We start from the raw sequence: 19,857 nt of genomic DNA, 5'->3' as shown, positions 1-19,857 counted from the left end.
TGTTGCAGAAAAAATGAGCCTACTCTAAAACGGCAAAGGCTCATCACTATTCCCCCCCGTTTCTAGTCCCGTTCCATTCATCCTCGATTCACGGGTAATGATTTCGCCCAAAGGAGTCAAACCTTCAAGCGATTGATCCAGACTATTAAAGTCCTCAAATTTGGCAAACTGAGAAATAAAGCGCAGTTTCACCGTATCCAAAGCACCATTTCTATGCTTCGCCACAATCAACTCTGTCACACCTTTGGTCGGATTGCCATCTTCATCTTGATCCAATCCGTAATATTCAGGTCTATATATAAACATCACAATATCAGAGTCCTGTTCAATTGCTCCAGATTCCCTCAAATCCGACAACTGAGGCCGCTTATCTCCACCCCTCGTTTCCACCGCACGACTCAACTGCGACAAAGCAATCACAGGCACATCCAATTCCTTCGCAATACTCTTCAATGAGCGAGAAATCAACGAAATCTCTTGCTCTCGATTGCCGCCACTTTTTTTGTCACTACCTCCACCACTCATCAATTGAAGGTAATCAATGATAATCAGTTGAATATCATGCTGCATTTTCAAACGACGGCATTTAGCCCGCAGTTCAAAAATGTTGATAGCAGGCGTATCGTCAATAAAAATAGGAGCTTCCGCCAATTTATCCACTTTTGTAGTCAATTCCACCCATTCATGCGGCCGTAAATCCCCTTTCTTCAATTTTTCACTTGAAATACCCGTTTCCGACGAAATCAAACGATTCACCAACTGTAAGGACGACATCTCCAAAGAAAAAACAGCAACCGCTTTGTTGAAATCTACCGCCGCATTTCGAGCCACATTTAGTGTAAAAGCCGTCTTACCCATACCAGGACGAGCTGCAATAACCACCAAATCAGAGCGTTGCCAACCAGAAGTCAGCCTATCCAAACCCACATAACCCGTTGGAATCCCAACAATACCATCTTGGTGATCTTTGATAGATTCAAGCTGCTTGATGGCCTGTTGCACCAAATTGCTCATCGTATCATAATTACGGCGCAAGTTTTGTTCGGTGATGGTAAACAGATTTTGTTCTGCTCTATCCAAAAGATCAAACACATCCGTCGTTTCTTCATACGCATCCTTAATCACCATCGTAGAAGTGCGAATCAACTCCCTGAGAATGTATCTTTCCGAAATAATGCGTGCATGGTGCTCAATATTGGCAGTAGAACCTACCCGATTGGTGAGTTTGGTGACATAAAAAGCACCTCCCACTTCATCCAGTTTTCCAATTTTGCGAAGTTGCTCTGTGACGGTTAGAATATCAACAGGTTGTGATTTGCCGAACAAATCGTGAATGGCTTGATAGATGTGTTGATGCGCTTCAACATAAAAGCTTTCAGGCTTCAAAATATCAATGATTTCTGCCACCGCATCTTTATCGAGCATCATACCTCCCAATACAACCTCCTCCAATTCACGTGCTTGTGGCGGAAGTTTGTCAAAAACATAGTTGGATAAGTCCGCATCACGTTTGCGACTGCCTATCTTACCAATCACTTGTTTCAGAGAATTTGTAGTATTTAGGGCATCTGCCATTTTTCAATCATTTAGGTTTCCGTAAAAAAATATGGAGGTGGGCTGTGGAAAAACGAACAAAAATTCAACCAATAAAATAGATACGACCATTTTTTATTGAATTTGAATAGATAATTTGTCTTAGAGCTTCTCATAAGTGGCTAAGCAAAAGTAGCTTGAAAATCAATCAATAGTGAAGTTTTCTACAAATAAATATCCACACTCCTCAAATCCTTAGCTACAAAGGTTTTGGACTACTTTTCATACTTCAACAAATTGACTATCCACTTAGGTTCACGTTTATCCACATAGTTATCCACATTTTGGAGCTTTTGTGGACAACTTATATTTTGCAGTGGATAAATTGTGTGTAAAAATGATGTGTCAATGTTGTAAAACCCAAATTCTTTTTTTAGCAAAAAATAATCCTAACTATGTGAGTATAACTAAAAAAGACACCAATATAGTAGTTTTTCACCCAAATAATTAGTGAATTACCCTAAAATTTATGAAAAACTTTTGTAACAACTAATTTTTTTAGTATCTTGCAGGATAATTAATCTTATTTGTATAGGACACCATGGAAACACATCAAAATCTGAAAAAAAACATTCGGACTATCCGAAAATCAGCAGACCTAAATCAAGAAAAATTTGCCGAAAAAATAGGCATTAAACGTTCTCGGTTAGGATCTTATGAAGAAGGAAGAGCAACACCCAAGCCCGATATTCTGCAAAAAATTGCTACTTTTTATGGTTGCACAGTAGATAATTTGTTATATGCCGATCTTAGTCAAATACAACCTACTGTGTCTTCTCAAGACAGCATACAAACAGATGTATCAGGTCGCCGCTTACAATTGCGAACGCTCACCATTACTGCCGACGAAAAAGGCAAAGAAATGATTGAGTGGGTTCCCCACAAAGAAGCAAAAGCGGGTTATCTAAATGGTTATGCTGATCCTGATTACATCTCTACCTTACCCAAATTCCACCTTCCTTTTTTACCATCGGATGCCACTTATCGAGCTTTCGAGATAAAAGGAGATTCCATGCAGCCGCTTCCTTCAGGTTCGGTCGTTATTGGGGAATTTGTCCAAGACTGGGAACACTCTATCAAAACAGGTAAGACCTACATCATTGTTTCCAAAAATGACGGAGTAGTTTACAAACGAGTGGTGAACAACATTGGTAAAGATGGCACACTCTTCTTATATTCCGACAATGCCGAATACGAACCTTACCTCATTCATGCCAATGATATAAAAGAAGTTTGGGTTGCCAAACGTTTTATCATCAATGAAGCAATCGCAATGGACAGTCTTTGGGACAAAATGTTTGCTCAAATGGCTGCCATGCGGCAAGAATTGAAGAGTTTAAAAGATTGAAGATAAAGTATAGTAAAATTATTACACCAAAAATCTGTATCACTTTATTTTTTTAATTATCAATAGATTAGCACAAAAAATGCCTCCTTTGCGGTAAAGGAGGCATTTTTTATTTCCGAAAAATTCAATATATTGAAGTGAATTTAAAAAATTATCTATCATTCATTTTCTTTTGTTCCTTATTATTTCCCATCAATCATTTTTAACATTGAAAAGACTGCTCACCACCGCCCGTAGCATTTTAGAACAAAATTGGAAAGATGGATTCACTATCCCTACTAGTAAACTTTACCCTTTTCAGTGGAATTGGGATTCAGGATTTATCTGTTTGGGCCATCAATACATGGACTTAAATAAAGTCATTCGTGAACTCAATTCTCTTTTTTCGGGGCAGTGGGAAAATGGGCTTTTGCCGCACATCATTTTCCACAGCGAAAAAGAAAAAACTTACTTTCCCAACTTCGATTTTTGGGAATCCAATGTCAATGCTGGTGCACCCTTGACTCCAAAATCATCAGGCATTACCCAACCTGCCGTGCATGGTTTCATCTTGGAGCATTTGCTGCAACAACATCCAAACAATCAGAAATTGACTGCTTTTGCCAAAGCCATTTTTCCAAAAATAGTCAACTACCACCGCTTCTTGTACACCTACCGAGACCCTTTCAAAGAAAGATTGATGTTTATTTTTCATCCGTGGGAATCAGGCAGAGACAACTCACCACTTTGGGATGAATCGCTGGACAGAATTCATATTTCAAAAGGTGATTTGCCACACTACGAAAGAAGAGATACCAATATAGCCGACCCTTCGGAAAGGCCAACCTCTCAACAATACGACCGTTATGTATATTTGCTGCTTTTGGGCAAAAAATACCAATACGATGGACGAGAAATTGCAGAAGAAAGTCCATTTTTGGTGCAAGATGACATGATGAATGCCATTTTGATAAAATCCAATCAAAGCCTCATCCATATTGGGCTGCAATTGGGGATAGACGTAGGTGAATTGCAGGAATGGCAACAACAAAGTGTTAAAAGCTTCAATGAAAAATGTTGGAACGATGAACTCAAAATATACAACTCTTTTGATTTGAGGGGCAAAAGACAGATTGCAGAAAAAGAAATTGGAGGATTGATTCCACTTTTTGCAGGCATTCCTGATTCATCAAAAGCCGATTTATTAAACCGTTATTTAACCGATCTCCACCAACGAGATTTCTATTTATGTCCAAGTTTTGATGTGGACAGTCCCAAATTTGACTCCAAACGTTATTGGCGTGGTCCTATTTGGCCACACATGAACTGGATGATATACCAAGGATTGAAGAAATATGGCTACGACCAAACTGCCAACCTTATAAAAGTCGACACCTTAGAACTCGTCGAAAAATTTGGCTTTTACGAATACTTCGAACCACAAAAAAGTCTCGCTAAAACTTTGACCAAAGGATACGGCGGCGATACCTTTTCTTGGACAGCCTCTTCTATCATTGACCTAATACACGAAAAATGAATTATTTAGACTATTTGGTTATCTTATCCTACCTCATAGGTTTTCTCCTCTTGGGGCGTTTGTTTCAAGGCGCAAAATCGGGTGACGAATATTTCCTTGGCGGCAAAAGTTTTGGTTGGTTTCCCTTATCCCTCAGTACGGCAGCCACACAAATTTCTGCTATCAGTTTTATCTCAGCACCTGCTTTCGTAGGACTCAAAGAAGGTGGTGGCATGAAATGGCTTGCTTTTGAATTTGGTGTACCACTGGCAATGCTTTTTTTAGGCGTTTTCTTGATTCCTCCTATGTACAAAGCGGGTATTGTCAGCGTTTATGAGTTTTTAGAAAAACGCTTCAATGCCTCCACACGAACCCTGCTAAGTGCTGTTTTTCAAATAAGTCGTGCTTTTGCTACCGGTGTTATGGTTTATGCCATTGCACTCATTTTGACAAGTGTGATGAATATTCCGATGTGGATGACCATTGCCATTATCGGCATTGTCACCTTGATTTATTCCTACCAAGGTGGCATGAAAGCTGTCGTTTATGGCGATGCTATTCAGTTGGGAATTTTGTTTTTGGGGATCATCATTTGCTTTGTAGTTGGACTAAATATGCTTGGCGGCTGGACTTCTTTTGCAGCCCAAGTGGATCCAATGAGATTACAGGCGGTTAATTTTGAAGCGATGGGATTGGGAGAAGGAGATGATTTTGGGTTTTGGCCCATGTTACTGGGTGGTTTTTTCCTCTATGCTTCTTACTATGGCACCGACCAAAGTCAAGTGCAACGTTTGTTTTCGGCACAAGACATGAAAACGGTTCAAAAAACCTTACTCTGCAATGGTTTGATGCGTTTTCCTATCACTCTGACCTACTGTATTATGGGTTTGATTATTGGTACATTGGTTGCCACTAATCCAGACTTTAGGGCTTTGATTCCTCTCGATAAACCCGATTTGATGATTCCAATTTTCATCCGAGAATACCTTCCTCATGGCATCATTGGCATTTTGATGGTCGCCATTCTATCAGCAGCAATGTCTTCTTTAAGCTCCACTATCAATTCTTTGAGCGCCGCAACAGTAGAAGATTTCTTCAATCGAAAAAAGAAATTGAACGAAAAAGAATATGCTTCTTATTCACGTTATGCAGTGCTTTTTTGGGGGATTGTGTGTTTGGTTTTGGCGTTTTTTACGGGCGACATTGCCAAAACGGTCATTGAAGCCATCAACAAAATTGGCTCTGTCTTTTATGGCCCCATGATTGCCACCTTTGTTGCAGCCATTGGAATCAGAAAAATCAATGCTTTGGGTATCAATATTGGTATTCTCTCGGGAGTAGCGGTGAATGTTTTTCTGTGGTTATTTGTGCCACAGGTATTTTGGTTTTGGTGGAACGTCACTGGAGCAGTCGTTACCCTTGCAGTTGCCTATATGGTAAGTTTGATTTCAGTCAAACAAGACACAGAGGATGGATATTTTATCCCCCTTCAATGGGAATTTAGCGCAGTGAACGCCTCCATTTTGGTTGGATTTTTCTTCCTCATTTTATTGATTTCTTGGGCGATTCCTTATTGGATTTAAACGAAGATTTCATAAACATACTGATTTACTTTAATAACGTAACAACGGGGCTGTTTGGCTTGTTGAATGTTCAAATTAAAATATGGCATCGAAGCCAAAATTGAACTCACCCAATTTGACCAAGCATCATTCTATCTATACCTTCAAAAAAATGCCCGCTTCACAATCACTGCAAAGCGGGCATTCCTATAAAAATAATTGGATTCTGTATCTATCTATTTTTCATCTTCATAAACCATCAACTCTTGCTTCAATGCCTTACGAGCAAAGAAAATACGGCTCTTGACAGTACCCAAAGGCAGGCGTAAATCATCTGCAATCTCTTGGTACTTAAACCCCTTAAAGTGCATTACAAAAGGAACTTTGTAGTCTTCATTCAACCGTTCTATAGCTGTCACTACATCCTTCATCACAAAGTTGGACTCTGCCCGATTACGAATAGATGTTTGTGAAGAATTGATGTAATATAGATTTTCAGTTGTATCTACAATTGTATTACGCTTCGATTTCTTTCGGTATTTATTAATGAAGATATTGCGCATGATGGTGAACAACCATGCCTTTAGATTAGTCCCTTCTTTGAACTTGTCTTGATGCGAAAAAGCACGAAACATAGTTTCTTGTAATAGGTCTTTAGCCTCGTCCATATTCTTGGTAAGGTTAATAGCATATGGTTTTAGACTAGAAGTCATTCCCAACACGTCTTGATTAAAACTATTAGAAGCCATAATAACTTTTGTTTAATGTTACGGTTCAAAAATACAACAAAAAATGATAACCGCCAAATTTTTATTGCATTTTTAGTCAATTTCATTACAAAATTATGATATTTTCAATTTTTACTGAAAATATCATAATTATGCTACAAAAACACATCTCAAAGAAAGAATGTTTTGGGAAACAGATTATTTTACAGAAAAATGATAGCCCCAAAACATAGCAATACTACTTAGAATTGCCGATTAAATCATCCTCCATTTCAATTGACTCCTCTATATCAACTTTTTATAAAAAAGGGCATAAGCCAAAAAGTTTTTTTATAGATGCCACATAATCTCACCTTCTACAACTCATTGGATGAAGCAGGAAAATGAGCCGCAATAAATCAATACTTTTTAAGCTTCACCCAACGAATAACAAAGTCCATACTTACAAACTTAATATTTGCAGTAAACACTCTATCCATTTTTCCGCAAATATTTTATGTTTAACTCTTAATGAAAAAAAATAAACAATCCTATTGCTTCACATAGAAGAATTCAGTGAACATTTGGGTGATAATCCCCAAAATTGGATAGATTAATGCCATATACCCGACAAGAAATGAGCATTTCTCTATCATATTAAATAATAATGTAGTAGATTGCATCTGAAAATAATGGCGCACATTTTGAAGCGAAATTTAAACACCCAAATATGAACAGACGAGTAGCCTTCTTTATCAGCTTACTACTTTTTTTATCCCTCACATTGAGCCTTAAAGCACAAAAACCACCTACCGAAGCAGCCCGTGATACCAGCAATTACCCCTACTGGATCGAAATGATGCAAGACCCCAATGCCAATTTTTACGCCACTGTGCGTGCCTTTGAACAATATTGGGAAGGTAGAGACATTCAAAAAGGCAATGGTTGGAAACCCTTCAAACGTTGGGAAAGTTTCATGCAAACCCGCATCAAAGAAGACGGCAGTAAACCTGCTCCCGATGAAGTGTGGAACGCCTATTGGAAAGCTCAAAAAGGGAAAAGTCCTTTAAAAACCACTTCTACCTCCAATGCGAACTGGACAGAAATAGGCCCAACTTACCTCCCTGCAAATGGTACAGGACAGCCCAATGGCGTGGGACGACTCAACGGCATTGGCTTTCATCCTACCAATGCCAACACCTTTTATGTAGGCGCACCACAGGGCGGTGTTTGGAAAACAACAGATGGAGGACTAACTTGGAGCAGCACTACTGACGCACTTCCCACTTTGGGAGTTTCGTCCATCTTAGTAGATTACAATACCCCTAACACTGTCTATATCGGAACAGGAGACCGAGATGCAGGAGATGCGCCAGGCCTGGGTGTGATGAAATCAACCGACAGTGGAGATACATGGGTCAGTTCAAATACGGGCATGAACAATAAAACCGTGGGCATGATGGTGATGCACCCTACCAACCCCAGCATCATCTTGGCTGCCACAAGCGGTGGAATTTATAAAACCATCAATGGTGGAACCAACTGGACACTCGAACAAAGCGGCAACTTCAAGGACATCGAATACAAACCAAGTGACCCCAATATTGCCTATGCAACCGCTTCAGGCAATTTTTACCGTTCGACCAATGGCGGAGATAGTTGGACACAGTTAGGAACTCTACAGGGAATTCCAAGTGCAAACCGAATGGTAATTGCAGTCACTCCAGCCAACCCCAACTACGTTTATGTATTGGCCTCTAACTCTTCTACATTCAAAGCCTTGTACCGTTCTACTGATAGCGGAGCAAGTTTTACTACCCAATCTACTACTCCCAATATCATGGACTACTCTACCGATGGTAGTGGATCAAGCGGACAGGCATGGTACGACCTTTGCTTGGCTGCCGACCCCAACAATGCAAATACCATCTATGCAGGTGGAGTGAACATTTTCAAGTCCACCAATGGTGGAGCAAACTGGACGCTTAGTGCCCATTGGGTGGGAAGTGGTGGTGCAGACGATATTCATGCCGACCAACACGCTTTGGAATTTTCTCCTGTCAATGACTATTTATACAGCGGCAATGATGGTGGTGTGTATTTCACTAGCGACAATGGCACCATTTGGACAGACCGAAGTAGCGGGCTGGGCATTGCTCAGGTTTATAAAATCGGACAAAGTGCCACCGTCAAAGATTTAGTCATCAACGGTTATCAAGACAATGGAACAGCAGTATATGATGGTGCTTGGCGAACCGAAATTGGGGGCGACGGAATGGAATGTATCATTGACTACACTGACTCCAATTACCAATACGGAGCATTGTATTACGGAGATATGCGTCGTTCTACCAACAATGGTGTTAGTTTCTCCCAAATAGCAGCCAATGGAACAAACGGCATTACCGAAAGTGGCGCATGGATCACCCCCTATGCCCTACACGAAACCGACCCCAATACCATGTTTATTGGCTACCGAAATATTTGGCGAAGCACCAATGTCAAAGCAGCCAATTCAGGCAGTGTTGCTTGGACAAAAATCACCAGCACCAACTCAACTGTTTATGTGGTAGAACCTTCTCCAGCCAATACCAATATACTCTACTATGTAACCAATAGTGTATTGTACCGCATTGACAATGTGATGGCTGCCTCACCTACGGTGGTTGACCTCAATAATGGATTGCCTACTTCAGGAACACCAACCGACATTGAAGCCCATCCCACCAACGAAAATATTGTTTACATGACCCTTTCCAATAATGTCTATAAATCCACCAACAAAGGAGCAAGTTGGACAGACATTTCCGACAATATTCCCAACATTAATACCAATTGCTTGGTTTATCAAATCGGCACAGACGAAGGTTTGTATGTAGGCACAGATGCAGGAGTTTACTACAAAGACAATACACTAAATGATTGGGTAGTGTTTGACGAGAATCTACCGGTCAACTCAGAAGTAACCGAATTGGAAATCTACTACGATGCCGAGAATTTATGTGAGAGTAGAATCAGAGCATCCACTTATGGACGTGGCTTATGGGAATCTACATTGCAGAATTCGGACGAGTTTATAGCAGCAGATTTTAGAGCATCAAGTACTGAAAGCTGTACAGGAAGCAGTATATTATTTGAAGATTCATCTTGCAATGCGTCAACATACCAATGGACATTTTCACCCAGTACCGTCACCTATACTAACGGTACAAGTGCAACGAGTGCCAACCCAGAAGTACAGTTCAATGCTGCGGGAACTTATAGTGTTAACTTATCTATTACAGGTACCCTTGGAAACGACACAAAAACGATCAATAACTACATCACTATCAACCAATCCACCAATCTCCCACTTTCAACAGATTTTGAGAACGTAAATGCTTGTGGTACAAGCAGTGATTGTGGGGCAACAGTCTGCAACCTGAACCTAAGCAACAACTGGTTCAACGAAACAAATGGAGTAGCCGATAACATTGATTGGAGAGCCAATAGCAATGGAACACCCAGTGGGAGTACAGGCCCAAGCGCTGACCACACAACAGGAAATAGTACAGGTACTTACCTCTACTTAGAAGCCTCCAGCGGATGTTTTGGACAAACTGCTTTGCTTACAAGTCCTTGTCTATCTATTCCTTCTGGCACCACCGAACTGCGTTTTTGGTACCATGCTTATGGATTTTCAATGGGTTCTCTACATGTAGATGCCCTCGAAAGCAGTGGGTGGAATGAGGATATTGCAAATACTGTCAGTGGCGATCAAGGCAACCTTTGGTTAGAAATGGTAGTGGATTTGAGTGGATATGTAGGTCAAACCATAAAACTACGGATCAGAGGAGTTACTGGAAGCGAATATGCAAGCGACCTCGCCATTGACGACATCACTATCCAAAACACGCCTCCAACGGGCATTGTCGCCAGTTTCACAGCCAGCACCACACAAGGTTGTCAAGGAACAATGGTCAATTTTACCGATACTTCAACAGGCACCCCCACTGCTTGGTCTTGGAATTTTGCAGGAGGCACACCCTCCACTTCCAACCTCCAAAACCCAAGTGTCACTTACAATACTGAGGGAACATATACAGTTTCACTCACTGCAACCAATGCTGGTAGCAACAATACCCTTGTCAAACAATCACACATCACCATTTTCGCTCCTCCAACCGCCAACATCACAGGCGATTTGCAGATTTGCCAAGGAGAAAGCACCACTTTGACCGCTTCGGGAGGCGGTTCTTACCTTTGGAATACTGGCAGCAACAATGCGGCAATCAACGTAAGCCCAACCCAAAACACATCTTACTCTGTGGTCGTAACCGATGCAAATGGATGCACAGATTCGCAGCAAGTAAGCGTCAATGTAAATGCTGCTCCAACTGCAAACATTGCAGGAAACTTAGACATTTGTGAAAACGAAAGCACCACTTTGACCGCTTCGGGAGGCGGTTCTTACCTTTGGAATACTGGCAGCAACAATGCCGCAATCACCGTAAGCCCAACCCAAAACACATCTTACTCTGTGATCGTAACCAATGCAAATGGATGCACAGATTCGCAGCAAGTAAGCGTCAATGTGGGTACAGGTACAAACTGTTGTGAAACAGTTGTGTCAATTGAATATGAAAACACCAATGCCTTGCCGCCTTGCGTGACCGCAAGCGACTATATCACTGCGGGGAACTATGGAGCAGGAAATACGGTTATTGGCAGCAGCCAACAAGTGCATTTCTCGGCAGGAAACTACATTAGTTTTGATCCAGGATTTTCAGTTGAACAAGGCGGTGTTTTAAGCACAACTATTACAACCATACCCACAACTACCAGCCCCAACGAAGCTGCCAATCTTAAAAAGGAATTGGACACCAACACCTTATCAAACCATCTTACACAGTTATGGATTTATCCCAACCCTTTTGCAGATGCCACAACGGTTACTTACCAGCTTTTTGAAGAAGCAGAAGTGAGCTTGAACATTTACGATATGGCGGGTAAAAAAGTAGAGTCGCTCATCAACTTACAAGGGCAAGTTGAAGGTACTTATAAGGTTCGCTTTGAATCCTGCAATTTGCAACAAGGCGTTTATTTGTGTGTATTGGAGGTAGATGGCGAGCGAAAAATGAGTAAGTTATTGAAACAGTAAGCATTAGTGAAAACTTTGGAATTTTATAAAGACTTCCCAAGTTTTCAATTAAAGACTAAAAAAGAACAGGCGAGTGGTTCACACTCGCCTGCCTTTGATAAGGAATTATACAAAAAAACACTATGAAAGAAAATTTACTGGTTCAACTGAAAGTTTGACTGTTTCAGTTGCTTATTGTAACATTTGGGTAATAATTATTGTTGCGTCTTTAATTTTATTTTTGATAAAAATCACTCCAAATATTATACTAATAGCTTGTATGTCACAAAGTTCGAATAGAGGACAATCCTCCATCAATATGCAATATTTGCCCTGTCATCCAAGAAGATTGCTCTGACAAAAGGAACATGGCTGCCGATGCCATATCATTCGGTGTGCCATACCTTCCAAGCGGATGCCTTTTGTTGGCTGCGGTTTGTTTGGATTCCGTTGAAAGCAAATCTCCTGCTAAAGGCGTATCTGTCAAAGAAGGTGCAATCGTATTGACCCGAATATGGCTATTTGCCCACTCTGCCGCCAGTGATTTGGCGAGCCCTTCCACAGCCGATTTTGCAGTAGCGATAGCAGCATGAAATCCCATTCCCTGCGAACTTGCAACTGTACTAAACAACACCACACTTGCGCCTTTGCTTTTCTTCAAATTTCGATAACAAGACTGCAATACTTTCACTGCTCCCAACACATTGACCCGAAAGCTGTCCAAAAACTCCTCCTCGCTGATTCGGTGAAATGGCTTCAATTGAATGGTACCAGGACAATAGACCACTCCATGCAATTCATTGGGTAAATCCGTCAGTTCAAAATCCGCTGCTGTCACATCCAATGCTTGATAATGCACCTTCAATGTGTCAAAATCAGCGTGTTTGCTCCTTGACACAGCATACACATTCGCACCATTTGCAGCCAAATCCCGTACTATTTGAAGTCCAATACCAGAACTTCCCCCGATTACCAAATAATTTTTGCCGTCCATATTTCGTTGTAAATGTTGAAAAACATTCGCAATAACAGACATTGCTGCAAAAGGTTCAACCTTATTTTTAGACTTTAGACAAAAGAGGAAAGACGCAAGAATAGATATTGATTACTTCCCATCCTTACACTCAAACTGCTCCAAAATCTTTTTGGACTCCCATCGACTGTCAATCCGAAACAGCAAACCACGATTTTCCCACTGACTGAAATAATCACAGAAATAGCGAGCAATGGCATATTGCACCCTCGCTTGAGGATAAACAGGTACATTTAACTCCTTCAAAGCCCATATATCGGCATTGATATACACAAACAAAGGCGTATTGGAAACTGCTTGCGTATGTTGTCGAATAGCAATAGGTAGTCGGTCTTCATAATTTTCTTTGGGCATCACCACCAACAAACGGGTCGTTTTTCCAGCATACAGCGTGTTCGACAGATAATAATCCCACATCCCGAAATGACTGAACAAAGGCATCACTACCACCAAAACCACAATCCCCCACCTCAATAGATTCACACTCAACATAGAAGGCAACAAAAGACTTTGCAATGAAACTTCCTCGTTGCGGTAAAAAACAACCACCACCAAAACCATCATCGCCACATTCCATGGAACGATGACCAGATTTTCGGCTCGACCAAAAGGCCCTAAAACCACCAAAATAAACAAGTGCATCCCCAAAGCTGCAATAATGGCATACTTTCTACTGGGTTTCCACAGCAAAGCCAAACCGATGCCCAACTCCGACAATGCCATGCCATACGCCAAAACCGTGTGTATCGTTTTCGTTTTATCTATCTGCATACCAAAGGTTTCGACCAAATAGGGGTAAACAAAATTGGCGAATCCAGAATGTAGTTTATGGACACCACTCCAAAAGTACATACTGCTCAAAATCAATGCGGCAACGGTGAAAACAATCCTTTCGCGTTTTCGATTGGAAAAGGGTATATGCACAATCAGCAGCAAGGCAAATAACAACAAATACAAATAAAACCACGGCTGCCAACGCATTTGATCAAAAATGCACAGGATTATGGCTACCGTCAAAAAACCTATCAACCATCGCCGTTTTCGCTGCAATAACAACAAAACCAAAAACAACAAAGCCATCCCAAACAACACATAGTCAAAAGGATAGGCAATTTCAGGCAATTGTGAACTAATAGGAACATTCGGAAAAAAACGGGTGCTGACCCACAGTTTGAAGCTAAAAAGCATGGTTGCCATTGCAGCCAAAATATTGACGGTTGTAAGCCACCAAATACGGGTTTGTTCTTTCATTTTCACCTCAATTTTTATTTTCCTTCAAAAACGATTCATAAATCACCTCATGTATGCGTGGGCGAATGTTCAGGTTGTAAATCACTGAATTGTTGCGGGTTGGATAGACCCGATTCGACAAGAAAATATACAACAAATCGTATTTGGGGTCTGCCCATACAAAAGTTCCTGTATAGCCCGAATGTCCAAAACTATCAGGACTTGCAGCTTTGGCAGTCGAACTTAGATTGGCATCGTAGGTAATCAAGGGTTTGTCAAAACCCAACCCTCTCCTATTTCCTTCCTCACAGTATTGACAGCGAGTAAATTCTTTCAATGTCGCTTCACTGATGTAGCGTCGATTATCATAAACCCCTCTATTGAGGTACATCTGCATTAATTTTGCCAAGTCTTCGGCATTGCCAAACAAGCCTGCATTGCCGTTCACACCGCCCACCATTGCTGCCCCTTCGTCATGCACATATCCATGCAGTACTGATTTGCGAAAAAAAGTGTCTATTTCAGTCGGAACAATTTGATTTAGAGAATAATACCGCCACGGATTGAAGGTCAAAGTATGCGCTTCAAGAGGTCGGTAAAATTCGGTTTTGAGGTAGATTTCGTAGTCGGTTTTGGTGAGTTTTTCGATGATGTTGGGAAAGAGATAAAACGCCAAACCTGAATATTTGTAGCCTGCATTCTCGTTGAGCGGCGACTCTTTGATGGCTTCAAACATTTTTTTGTGGTACTTCCGATGCAGCCACAAATTGGGTGTCACCTTGACCGAATAGCGTCTGGAAGAATCGGTTTTGAAGGTACGGCGTTGGAATTCTCCTTTTTCATCCACCGTATTTTCCCAAAAGGCAATCCACGCTTGCAGTCTGGCATTGTGCGCCAAAATAGGCCGCATTTGCAGGTCGGCTTTGTTGGATTTTTTGAGTTTCGGCACATAATCCGCCAATGTCGCTTCTAAATCAAACTTACCCTCATCGTAGAGTTTCATCAAGGCAGGTAAAACGGTAGTAATTTTGGAAACAGAAGCCAAATCGTATATATCGGTTTGTTGCAATAACTGCAACTTGTCGTAGGTATGGTAGCCAAATGCCTGATGGTAAACAATGTAGCCACCCTTTGCTACCAACACTTGCGCCCCTGGAAATGCCTTTCCTTCAATGCCTTGCATGATAATGGCTTCAATGCTGTCCTTCAAAAATTGACCATTCATGCCCAATTGTTCGGGAGTTGCGTATTGCAGTTTGCCGAGATTTTTGGGTAAGTTTTCCATTGAAGCAATTTTGCTTTGTTCTACAAAGTAGTTGCATTTAAAAAATAGAAGAATAAGAAAAAAAGGTTGTAACTTCATAGCTGGTATTTTTAACAGAAATCAAGATAGACATTTTGAAGATTTTTAAACCCATACTCTTTCAAAAAGTCAAAAAAAGGTCTGTAATTCATTGAAGATGAAATATTAAACATAAAAAATGAAAAACCTATTTTTCTTATCCATCGCCTCTCTCCTACTCTCTTTTACTTTTTCCTCTAATGTATATGCCCAAAAAACCTTTGTACCCAAGGGTAAACAGGAACAAACGCCTAAAACAGAGATAGTGAAACCTGGGCCTGAAAGAAAAACTACCCCTGCCCCAAAGCCTCTTCCTTCAAAAAACAGCAAAGTCGAGACGCTTCCCAATATGGCAAACCTACTTACCATTGCCCAACAACACATTGGCGTTCCTTACAAATGGGGCGGTTCTACAACGCAAGGTTTTGACTGTTCGGGATATGTGCAGTATGTTTTTAAAAATGCGGACCACAATCTAAGTCGCACCACAAGTACGCAAGTAAATGAGGGCAAAAAAGTATGCGTTAGAAAGGTGCAGAAAGGAGATTTGGTGTTTTTTGGGGAGAAAAAACGGGATATTGACCATGTTGGATTGGTTGTATCGAAAAAAGGTGAACCGCTTCAAATGATTCACGCTTCTTCTTCAAAAGGGGTCATGATTACCAATGTCGAGGCTTCAACTTACTGGAAACCAAAGCTGCAAAAGGCTCGGCGGGTGTTGGATAAATACGCATTGAAGATGGTCAATGCCAAATCTGAAGGGCAATTGAAACGGGCGGCTCGTAGGTATTTGAAAAAACAGCAAGGGTGAGAAAGCTTAAAATTCAAACACAAAGAAAAAATCAAGAACCTCTGTTGGAAAAATCTAACAGAGGTTTTTTGTTAGACATTTCTAACAGATTTCAAACCATTTTCTACTATCATACGTTACATGTGATTGTTCTTTTTCGAATAGAGTTAATACTATGAATGAATTTTGGATTATCTTAACTGGCTCTCTCATAGCCGTTTCTTGTGGATTGTTGGGTTGTTACCTCATTTTGAGGCAAATGGCAATGATGGGAGATGCAATATCCCATGCTGTTTTGCCGGGGATATTTTTTGCCTTTCTAATTGCAGGGCATGGTTCGATAGCGAGTCTGATTGGAGCTTCAGTTTTGGGAATCATTGCCGCATTGATGATTGAAACTTTCTCTCGAAAAGCCAAGTTGCAATCGGATGCAGCGATTGGTTTGACCTTTACCCTCCTTTTTGCTATTGGTGTGATACTCATTGCAGCGTATGCACAACAGGTTGATTTAGACCAAGAATGTGTGTTGTATGGTGAAATTGCTTTTGTTCCTTTCGATACTTTTACCTTCAATGGGATGGATTTGGGACCACGAGCCGTTTGGATTGGCGGTGTCGTTTTGGCTTTGATTGTCACGATGATTGTGGTGGGTTACAAAGGTTTGTTTTTGACCACTTTTGACCCTGCGTATGCAGCAGCGTTGGGTTTTTCGACTGCTTTTTGGCATTATTTGTTGATGGCAGCCGTTTCTTTGACTACCGTAGTATCTTTTGAATCGGTCGGTGCGATATTGGTCGTAGCGTTTTTGATTGGCCCTGCGGCAACAGCTTATTTGCTCACCAATCGCCTTGAAGTGATGTTGGTTTTGTCGGCTGCAATTGGCGTTTTGACTGCCATAAGTGGTTATTATTTAGCAGTTTGGCTAAATGGCTCTATTGCAGGGGCGATGGCTGCAATGGTCGGATTTTGGTTTCTATTGGCTTTCTTGTTTTCGCCTATTCAGGGAGTGTTTAGGTTGGGTAAAGCGGTGGATGAAAGTGGATTGGATGAGTTAGCTCAGGGTATATAAAATGAATTATCCACTTCAATAATAAATCGCATGAAATTTCGTCCCCTCTTTCCCAAACTCCAATGCAGGAGCAGGAAATTTCAATACATTCACCGCCCCTAAGATCACCTTCAATAGTTTGCTATTTGTCGGAATGCGGTCTAAATCTACATCTACCGACAAATAGTATTGCCGAGTACGAGGAATCGAGTTTTCATAGTCGTGATATACACCCCCATCATCCGTCCACTGATTGAAGTGACCACCAAAAATGCCATCCCCACCGTACCCCACTGCAATGCTCAACCATTTCGGAAACTTAGAATCTGGATTTTTGATAAAAGTCGAAGGATTCACCGTCAGCCAATACGTCTGTCCATTGTAGTCCTTCAATAGCTGTTCTGCAATCGTCGTTCCATACAAATCCTCTGCCCTAAGCTGCAAAGGTGTGTCAAAATCCTTGTAATCAGGACGGTGTGCCGAATACTTCAACCGAAAACGCTGCTCTTGCCAAGCCAATTCTTGAAAAATCACCAAAGCCGAACCCGTAGAATTTGCCACCAAATCGCCCACACTTGCGCCCCATCTCGCCGAAAAACCATCCAAGACTTCAATGCCTGCCTGAAAAAACGTGCCGACCATTCCGCCAATCCAAATCGCCTTTTTGTCCTTCAATCCTGCCCATCGAAACAAGGCCACTCCATACAATCCCTCAGAATAAGAAGTCCAAGCATGACCCACCTTGTCCATTTGCAGCCACTCTGAATTGTCATTGAAGAAGTGAAACTTGCTCCGTTCATACTGCGAATACCAAACATTGTTGAGTGAAATCATGGTGGCAGTATAACTTCCCAAACTCCACGCTGTCAAGCCAATAATGCGTCCTTTGTGCGGTTGAGGTGCAATATCTAATAAGCCCAAATGTGGTTTATCAACTTTCTTCTCTTCAATAGGACTTTGAGCTAAAATGCTCGTACTTATCAAAAACAGAAAAAGAATGAGAAAATGTGGTAGTATATATTTTTTTGTCATTGAAGTAAAATTTGAAAACCAAGCTATTTATTTGTTTGAGGATTGTCAATAAAATGATTCGATAATCTTTGCCAAATATAGCGGTTTGTTTTAGATTTGAGGGTGCATGAATATTTAAAAAAACCAAAAAAGAACACACATGGCACAATCACCGATGCAAGTTTTTGAAGCGTTTAGAGCAAGTATGATGGCAAAATCAGAAGACTGGATGGATTTATTGGCTGAAAATGTGAGCCTAATCGGCCCTTTAGCACAAGTAGAAGGCAAATCGCTTTTTATTGAAGTAAACAAGCCTTTTTTTAGTTCTATCACTGATAGTACCCTTTACAAACTCGTAGAAACTGAGGATTATATCATTACCCAAATCTCAACAACAATTGCTGTACCATCTGGCGAAACGCTTACTTTGGAGGTCAGCGAATGGTACGAAATTCGAGAGGGCTTACTTCAATCCTTGCGGGTATATTTTGATACGGCTGAATTTTTGAAAGCGGTGACGGGGTAAAGTTGTTTGACAATTTTTGCGAAAAAATCGAGGAATATAAATTCCTCTCTCTCGTTATTTTATCAAAGAACCAAACGTTAAATATTATTAATATTTTTGTATATGATTATCTTGCCATTACACAGTATAAGCCCAATGGATTTAATAACTTTGGTTTACAAGCCTTATGACAAAAGTTCGCCTCTTCAAATTACAAATTCTTTAGAAAAAGATGCTGTAAAAGACGTTAAATTTATTCAGTTCTGTATGCACTTTTTGATGGATATGCAGACTACGAAATACTATAAATTGACTAAAACTGGAAATTTGATTCGTAAGGTTTTGCATCAATTGTATGATTACCGAATTTATACGGATGAGTACGTTGATGATGGTACCAGAAAGATTCTGCAAGAAGAAGATTTTGATTATGCTCATCTTACCCATACATTGCTCAAAATGGGAGGAGTTGTTAGAAAGCAGCACAATAAATTGTTGATTACCAAGAAAGGGGAAAAACTCATGCAAGACGAAGGAAAGTTATACCTTCAATTATTAGAAACTTATACTTCCAAATACAACTGGTCTTATATGTCTTATGACCCAGAAGATGTAGTACAATTAGGCTGGGCATATACCATGTATCATTTTATGAAACACGGCAATCGAGAAATCCCAGTGGAAACCTATGCAGAAGCATATTTGTTAATTTTCCCTAAGCAATTAAAAGAATTTAACCGTTCTTATTCTACTCCTAAAGAGCAATACTTAGCGTGTTTCCGAAATCGCTTTTTTGGGACTTTCAATAACCTTTTTGAATTTGCTGAAGTTAAAAGAGTAGAAGGCAAATACAAAACTCAAATAATTTCGGCAGTAAAAAAAACACCCTTAGCTGACAAGGTTTTTGCTATACGCAATTAGTCTCCTTTAAAGTTTGGCGCATCTCTTATGTGATAGGTTTGGAGGAAAATATTCCCATTTATTCAATTGATGCGGAAATTTCTTTGAAGGACATTTATGCCTTTATTGAATTTTTGGGAGGCGTGTAGCGAAAGATGGATTTGTGATGGAAAA

General features: G+C 40.6%; 14 protein-coding genes. 8 read left to right on the top strand and 6 right to left on the bottom strand.

Annotated features, from left to right (window positions below; all coding sequences use genetic code 11):
• Nucleotides 1-24: 24 nt before the first annotated feature.
• The gene (gene dnaB, locus R3E32_25755) at nucleotides 25-1,575 is read right to left on the bottom strand and encodes a replicative DNA helicase (protein MEZ4888160.1); all 1,551 of its coding nucleotides are present in this window, start codon (nucleotides 1,573-1,575) and stop codon (nucleotides 25-27) included.
• Nucleotides 1,576-2,134: 559 nt separating this feature from the next.
• On the opposite strand from dnaB, the gene R3E32_25750 reads away from it, so the two are divergent.
• The 3 genes from R3E32_25750 to R3E32_25740 all read left to right on the top strand — a co-directional run bounded on the left by R3E32_25750 (nucleotide 2,135) and on the right by R3E32_25740 (nucleotide 6,019).
• Entirely contained in the window at nucleotides 2,135-2,941 is an 807-nt protein-coding gene (locus tag R3E32_25750) for a helix-turn-helix domain-containing protein (GenBank protein MEZ4888159.1), read from the top strand.
• A gap of 208 nt (nucleotides 2,942-3,149) precedes the next feature.
• Nucleotides 3,150-4,457 (top strand): trehalase family glycosidase, encoded by a 1,308-nt coding sequence (locus tag R3E32_25745; GenBank protein MEZ4888158.1) that lies wholly within the window; start codon nucleotides 3,150-3,152, stop codon nucleotides 4,455-4,457.
• A complete protein-coding gene (locus R3E32_25740; GenBank protein MEZ4888157.1) occupies nucleotides 4,454-6,019 on the top strand; it encodes a sodium/solute symporter in 1,566 nt (521 codons plus the stop codon). Before R3E32_25745 ends, R3E32_25740 begins: the two co-directional genes overlap by 4 nt.
• Before the next feature lie 215 nt (nucleotides 6,020-6,234).
• On the opposite strand, the gene R3E32_25735 is transcribed toward R3E32_25740, so the two are convergent.
• Complete coding sequence (locus R3E32_25735; GenBank protein ID MEZ4888156.1) at nucleotides 6,235-6,747, bottom strand: RNA polymerase sigma factor; 513 nt, start codon at nucleotides 6,745-6,747, stop codon at nucleotides 6,235-6,237.
• A 688-nt stretch (nucleotides 6,748-7,435) separates the two neighbouring features.
• Between R3E32_25735 and R3E32_25730 the strand changes: the two genes are divergently transcribed.
• A complete protein-coding gene (locus tag R3E32_25730; GenBank protein ID MEZ4888155.1) occupies nucleotides 7,436-11,845 on the top strand; it encodes a PKD domain-containing protein in 4,410 nt (1,469 codons plus the stop codon).
• Between the two features lie 262 nt (nucleotides 11,846-12,107).
• Here the strand turns inward: R3E32_25730 and R3E32_25725 are convergent, their stop codons facing one another.
• From R3E32_25725 to R3E32_25715, 3 genes are all read right to left on the bottom strand, one after another.
• Nucleotides 12,108-12,860, bottom strand: a complete 753-nt coding sequence (locus R3E32_25725; protein ID MEZ4888154.1) for an SDR family oxidoreductase — start codon at nucleotides 12,858-12,860, stop codon at nucleotides 12,108-12,110.
• Between the two features lie 69 nt (nucleotides 12,861-12,929).
• A complete protein-coding gene (locus tag R3E32_25720; protein ID MEZ4888153.1) occupies nucleotides 12,930-14,108 on the bottom strand; it encodes a hypothetical protein in 1,179 nt (392 codons plus the stop codon).
• A gap of 7 nt (nucleotides 14,109-14,115) precedes the next feature.
• Nucleotides 14,116-15,372 (bottom strand): serine hydrolase, encoded by a 1,257-nt coding sequence (locus tag R3E32_25715; protein MEZ4888152.1) that lies wholly within the window; start codon nucleotides 15,370-15,372, stop codon nucleotides 14,116-14,118.
• 196 nt (nucleotides 15,373-15,568) lie between these two features.
• On the opposite strand from R3E32_25715, the gene R3E32_25710 reads away from it, so the two are divergent.
• Nucleotides 15,569-16,240: a C40 family peptidase gene (locus R3E32_25710; GenBank protein MEZ4888151.1), complete on the top strand. Its 672-nt coding sequence runs from the start codon at nucleotides 15,569-15,571 to the stop codon at nucleotides 16,238-16,240.
• Between the two features lie 154 nt (nucleotides 16,241-16,394).
• The gene (locus tag R3E32_25705; protein ID MEZ4888150.1) at nucleotides 16,395-17,288 is read left to right on the top strand and encodes a metal ABC transporter permease; all 894 of its coding nucleotides are present in this window, start codon (nucleotides 16,395-16,397) and stop codon (nucleotides 17,286-17,288) included.
• A 15-nt stretch (nucleotides 17,289-17,303) separates the two neighbouring features.
• On the opposite strand, the gene R3E32_25700 is transcribed toward R3E32_25705, so the two are convergent.
• A complete protein-coding gene (locus R3E32_25700; GenBank protein ID MEZ4888149.1) occupies nucleotides 17,304-18,299 on the bottom strand; it encodes a DUF2279 domain-containing protein in 996 nt (331 codons plus the stop codon).
• 139 nt (nucleotides 18,300-18,438) lie between these two features.
• On the opposite strand from R3E32_25700, the gene R3E32_25695 reads away from it, so the two are divergent.
• Both R3E32_25695 and R3E32_25690 read left to right on the top strand, forming a co-directional pair.
• Complete coding sequence (locus R3E32_25695) at nucleotides 18,439-18,804, top strand: nuclear transport factor 2 family protein (protein MEZ4888148.1); 366 nt, start codon at nucleotides 18,439-18,441, stop codon at nucleotides 18,802-18,804.
• A 135-nt stretch (nucleotides 18,805-18,939) separates the two neighbouring features.
• Nucleotides 18,940-19,704, top strand: coding sequence for a hypothetical protein (locus R3E32_25690; GenBank protein MEZ4888147.1), 765 nt, complete (start codon nucleotides 18,940-18,942; stop codon nucleotides 19,702-19,704).
• The last annotated feature ends 153 nt before the right edge of the window (nucleotides 19,705-19,857 follow it).

The organism is Chitinophagales bacterium, assembly GCA_041392475.1.
In the GTDB taxonomy this organism is placed as follows: domain Bacteria; phylum Bacteroidota; class Bacteroidia; order Chitinophagales; family UBA2359; genus JAUHXA01.
Note: the sequence above shows the minus strand (reverse complement) of the source record. Positions and strands in the feature narration are given on the sequence as shown.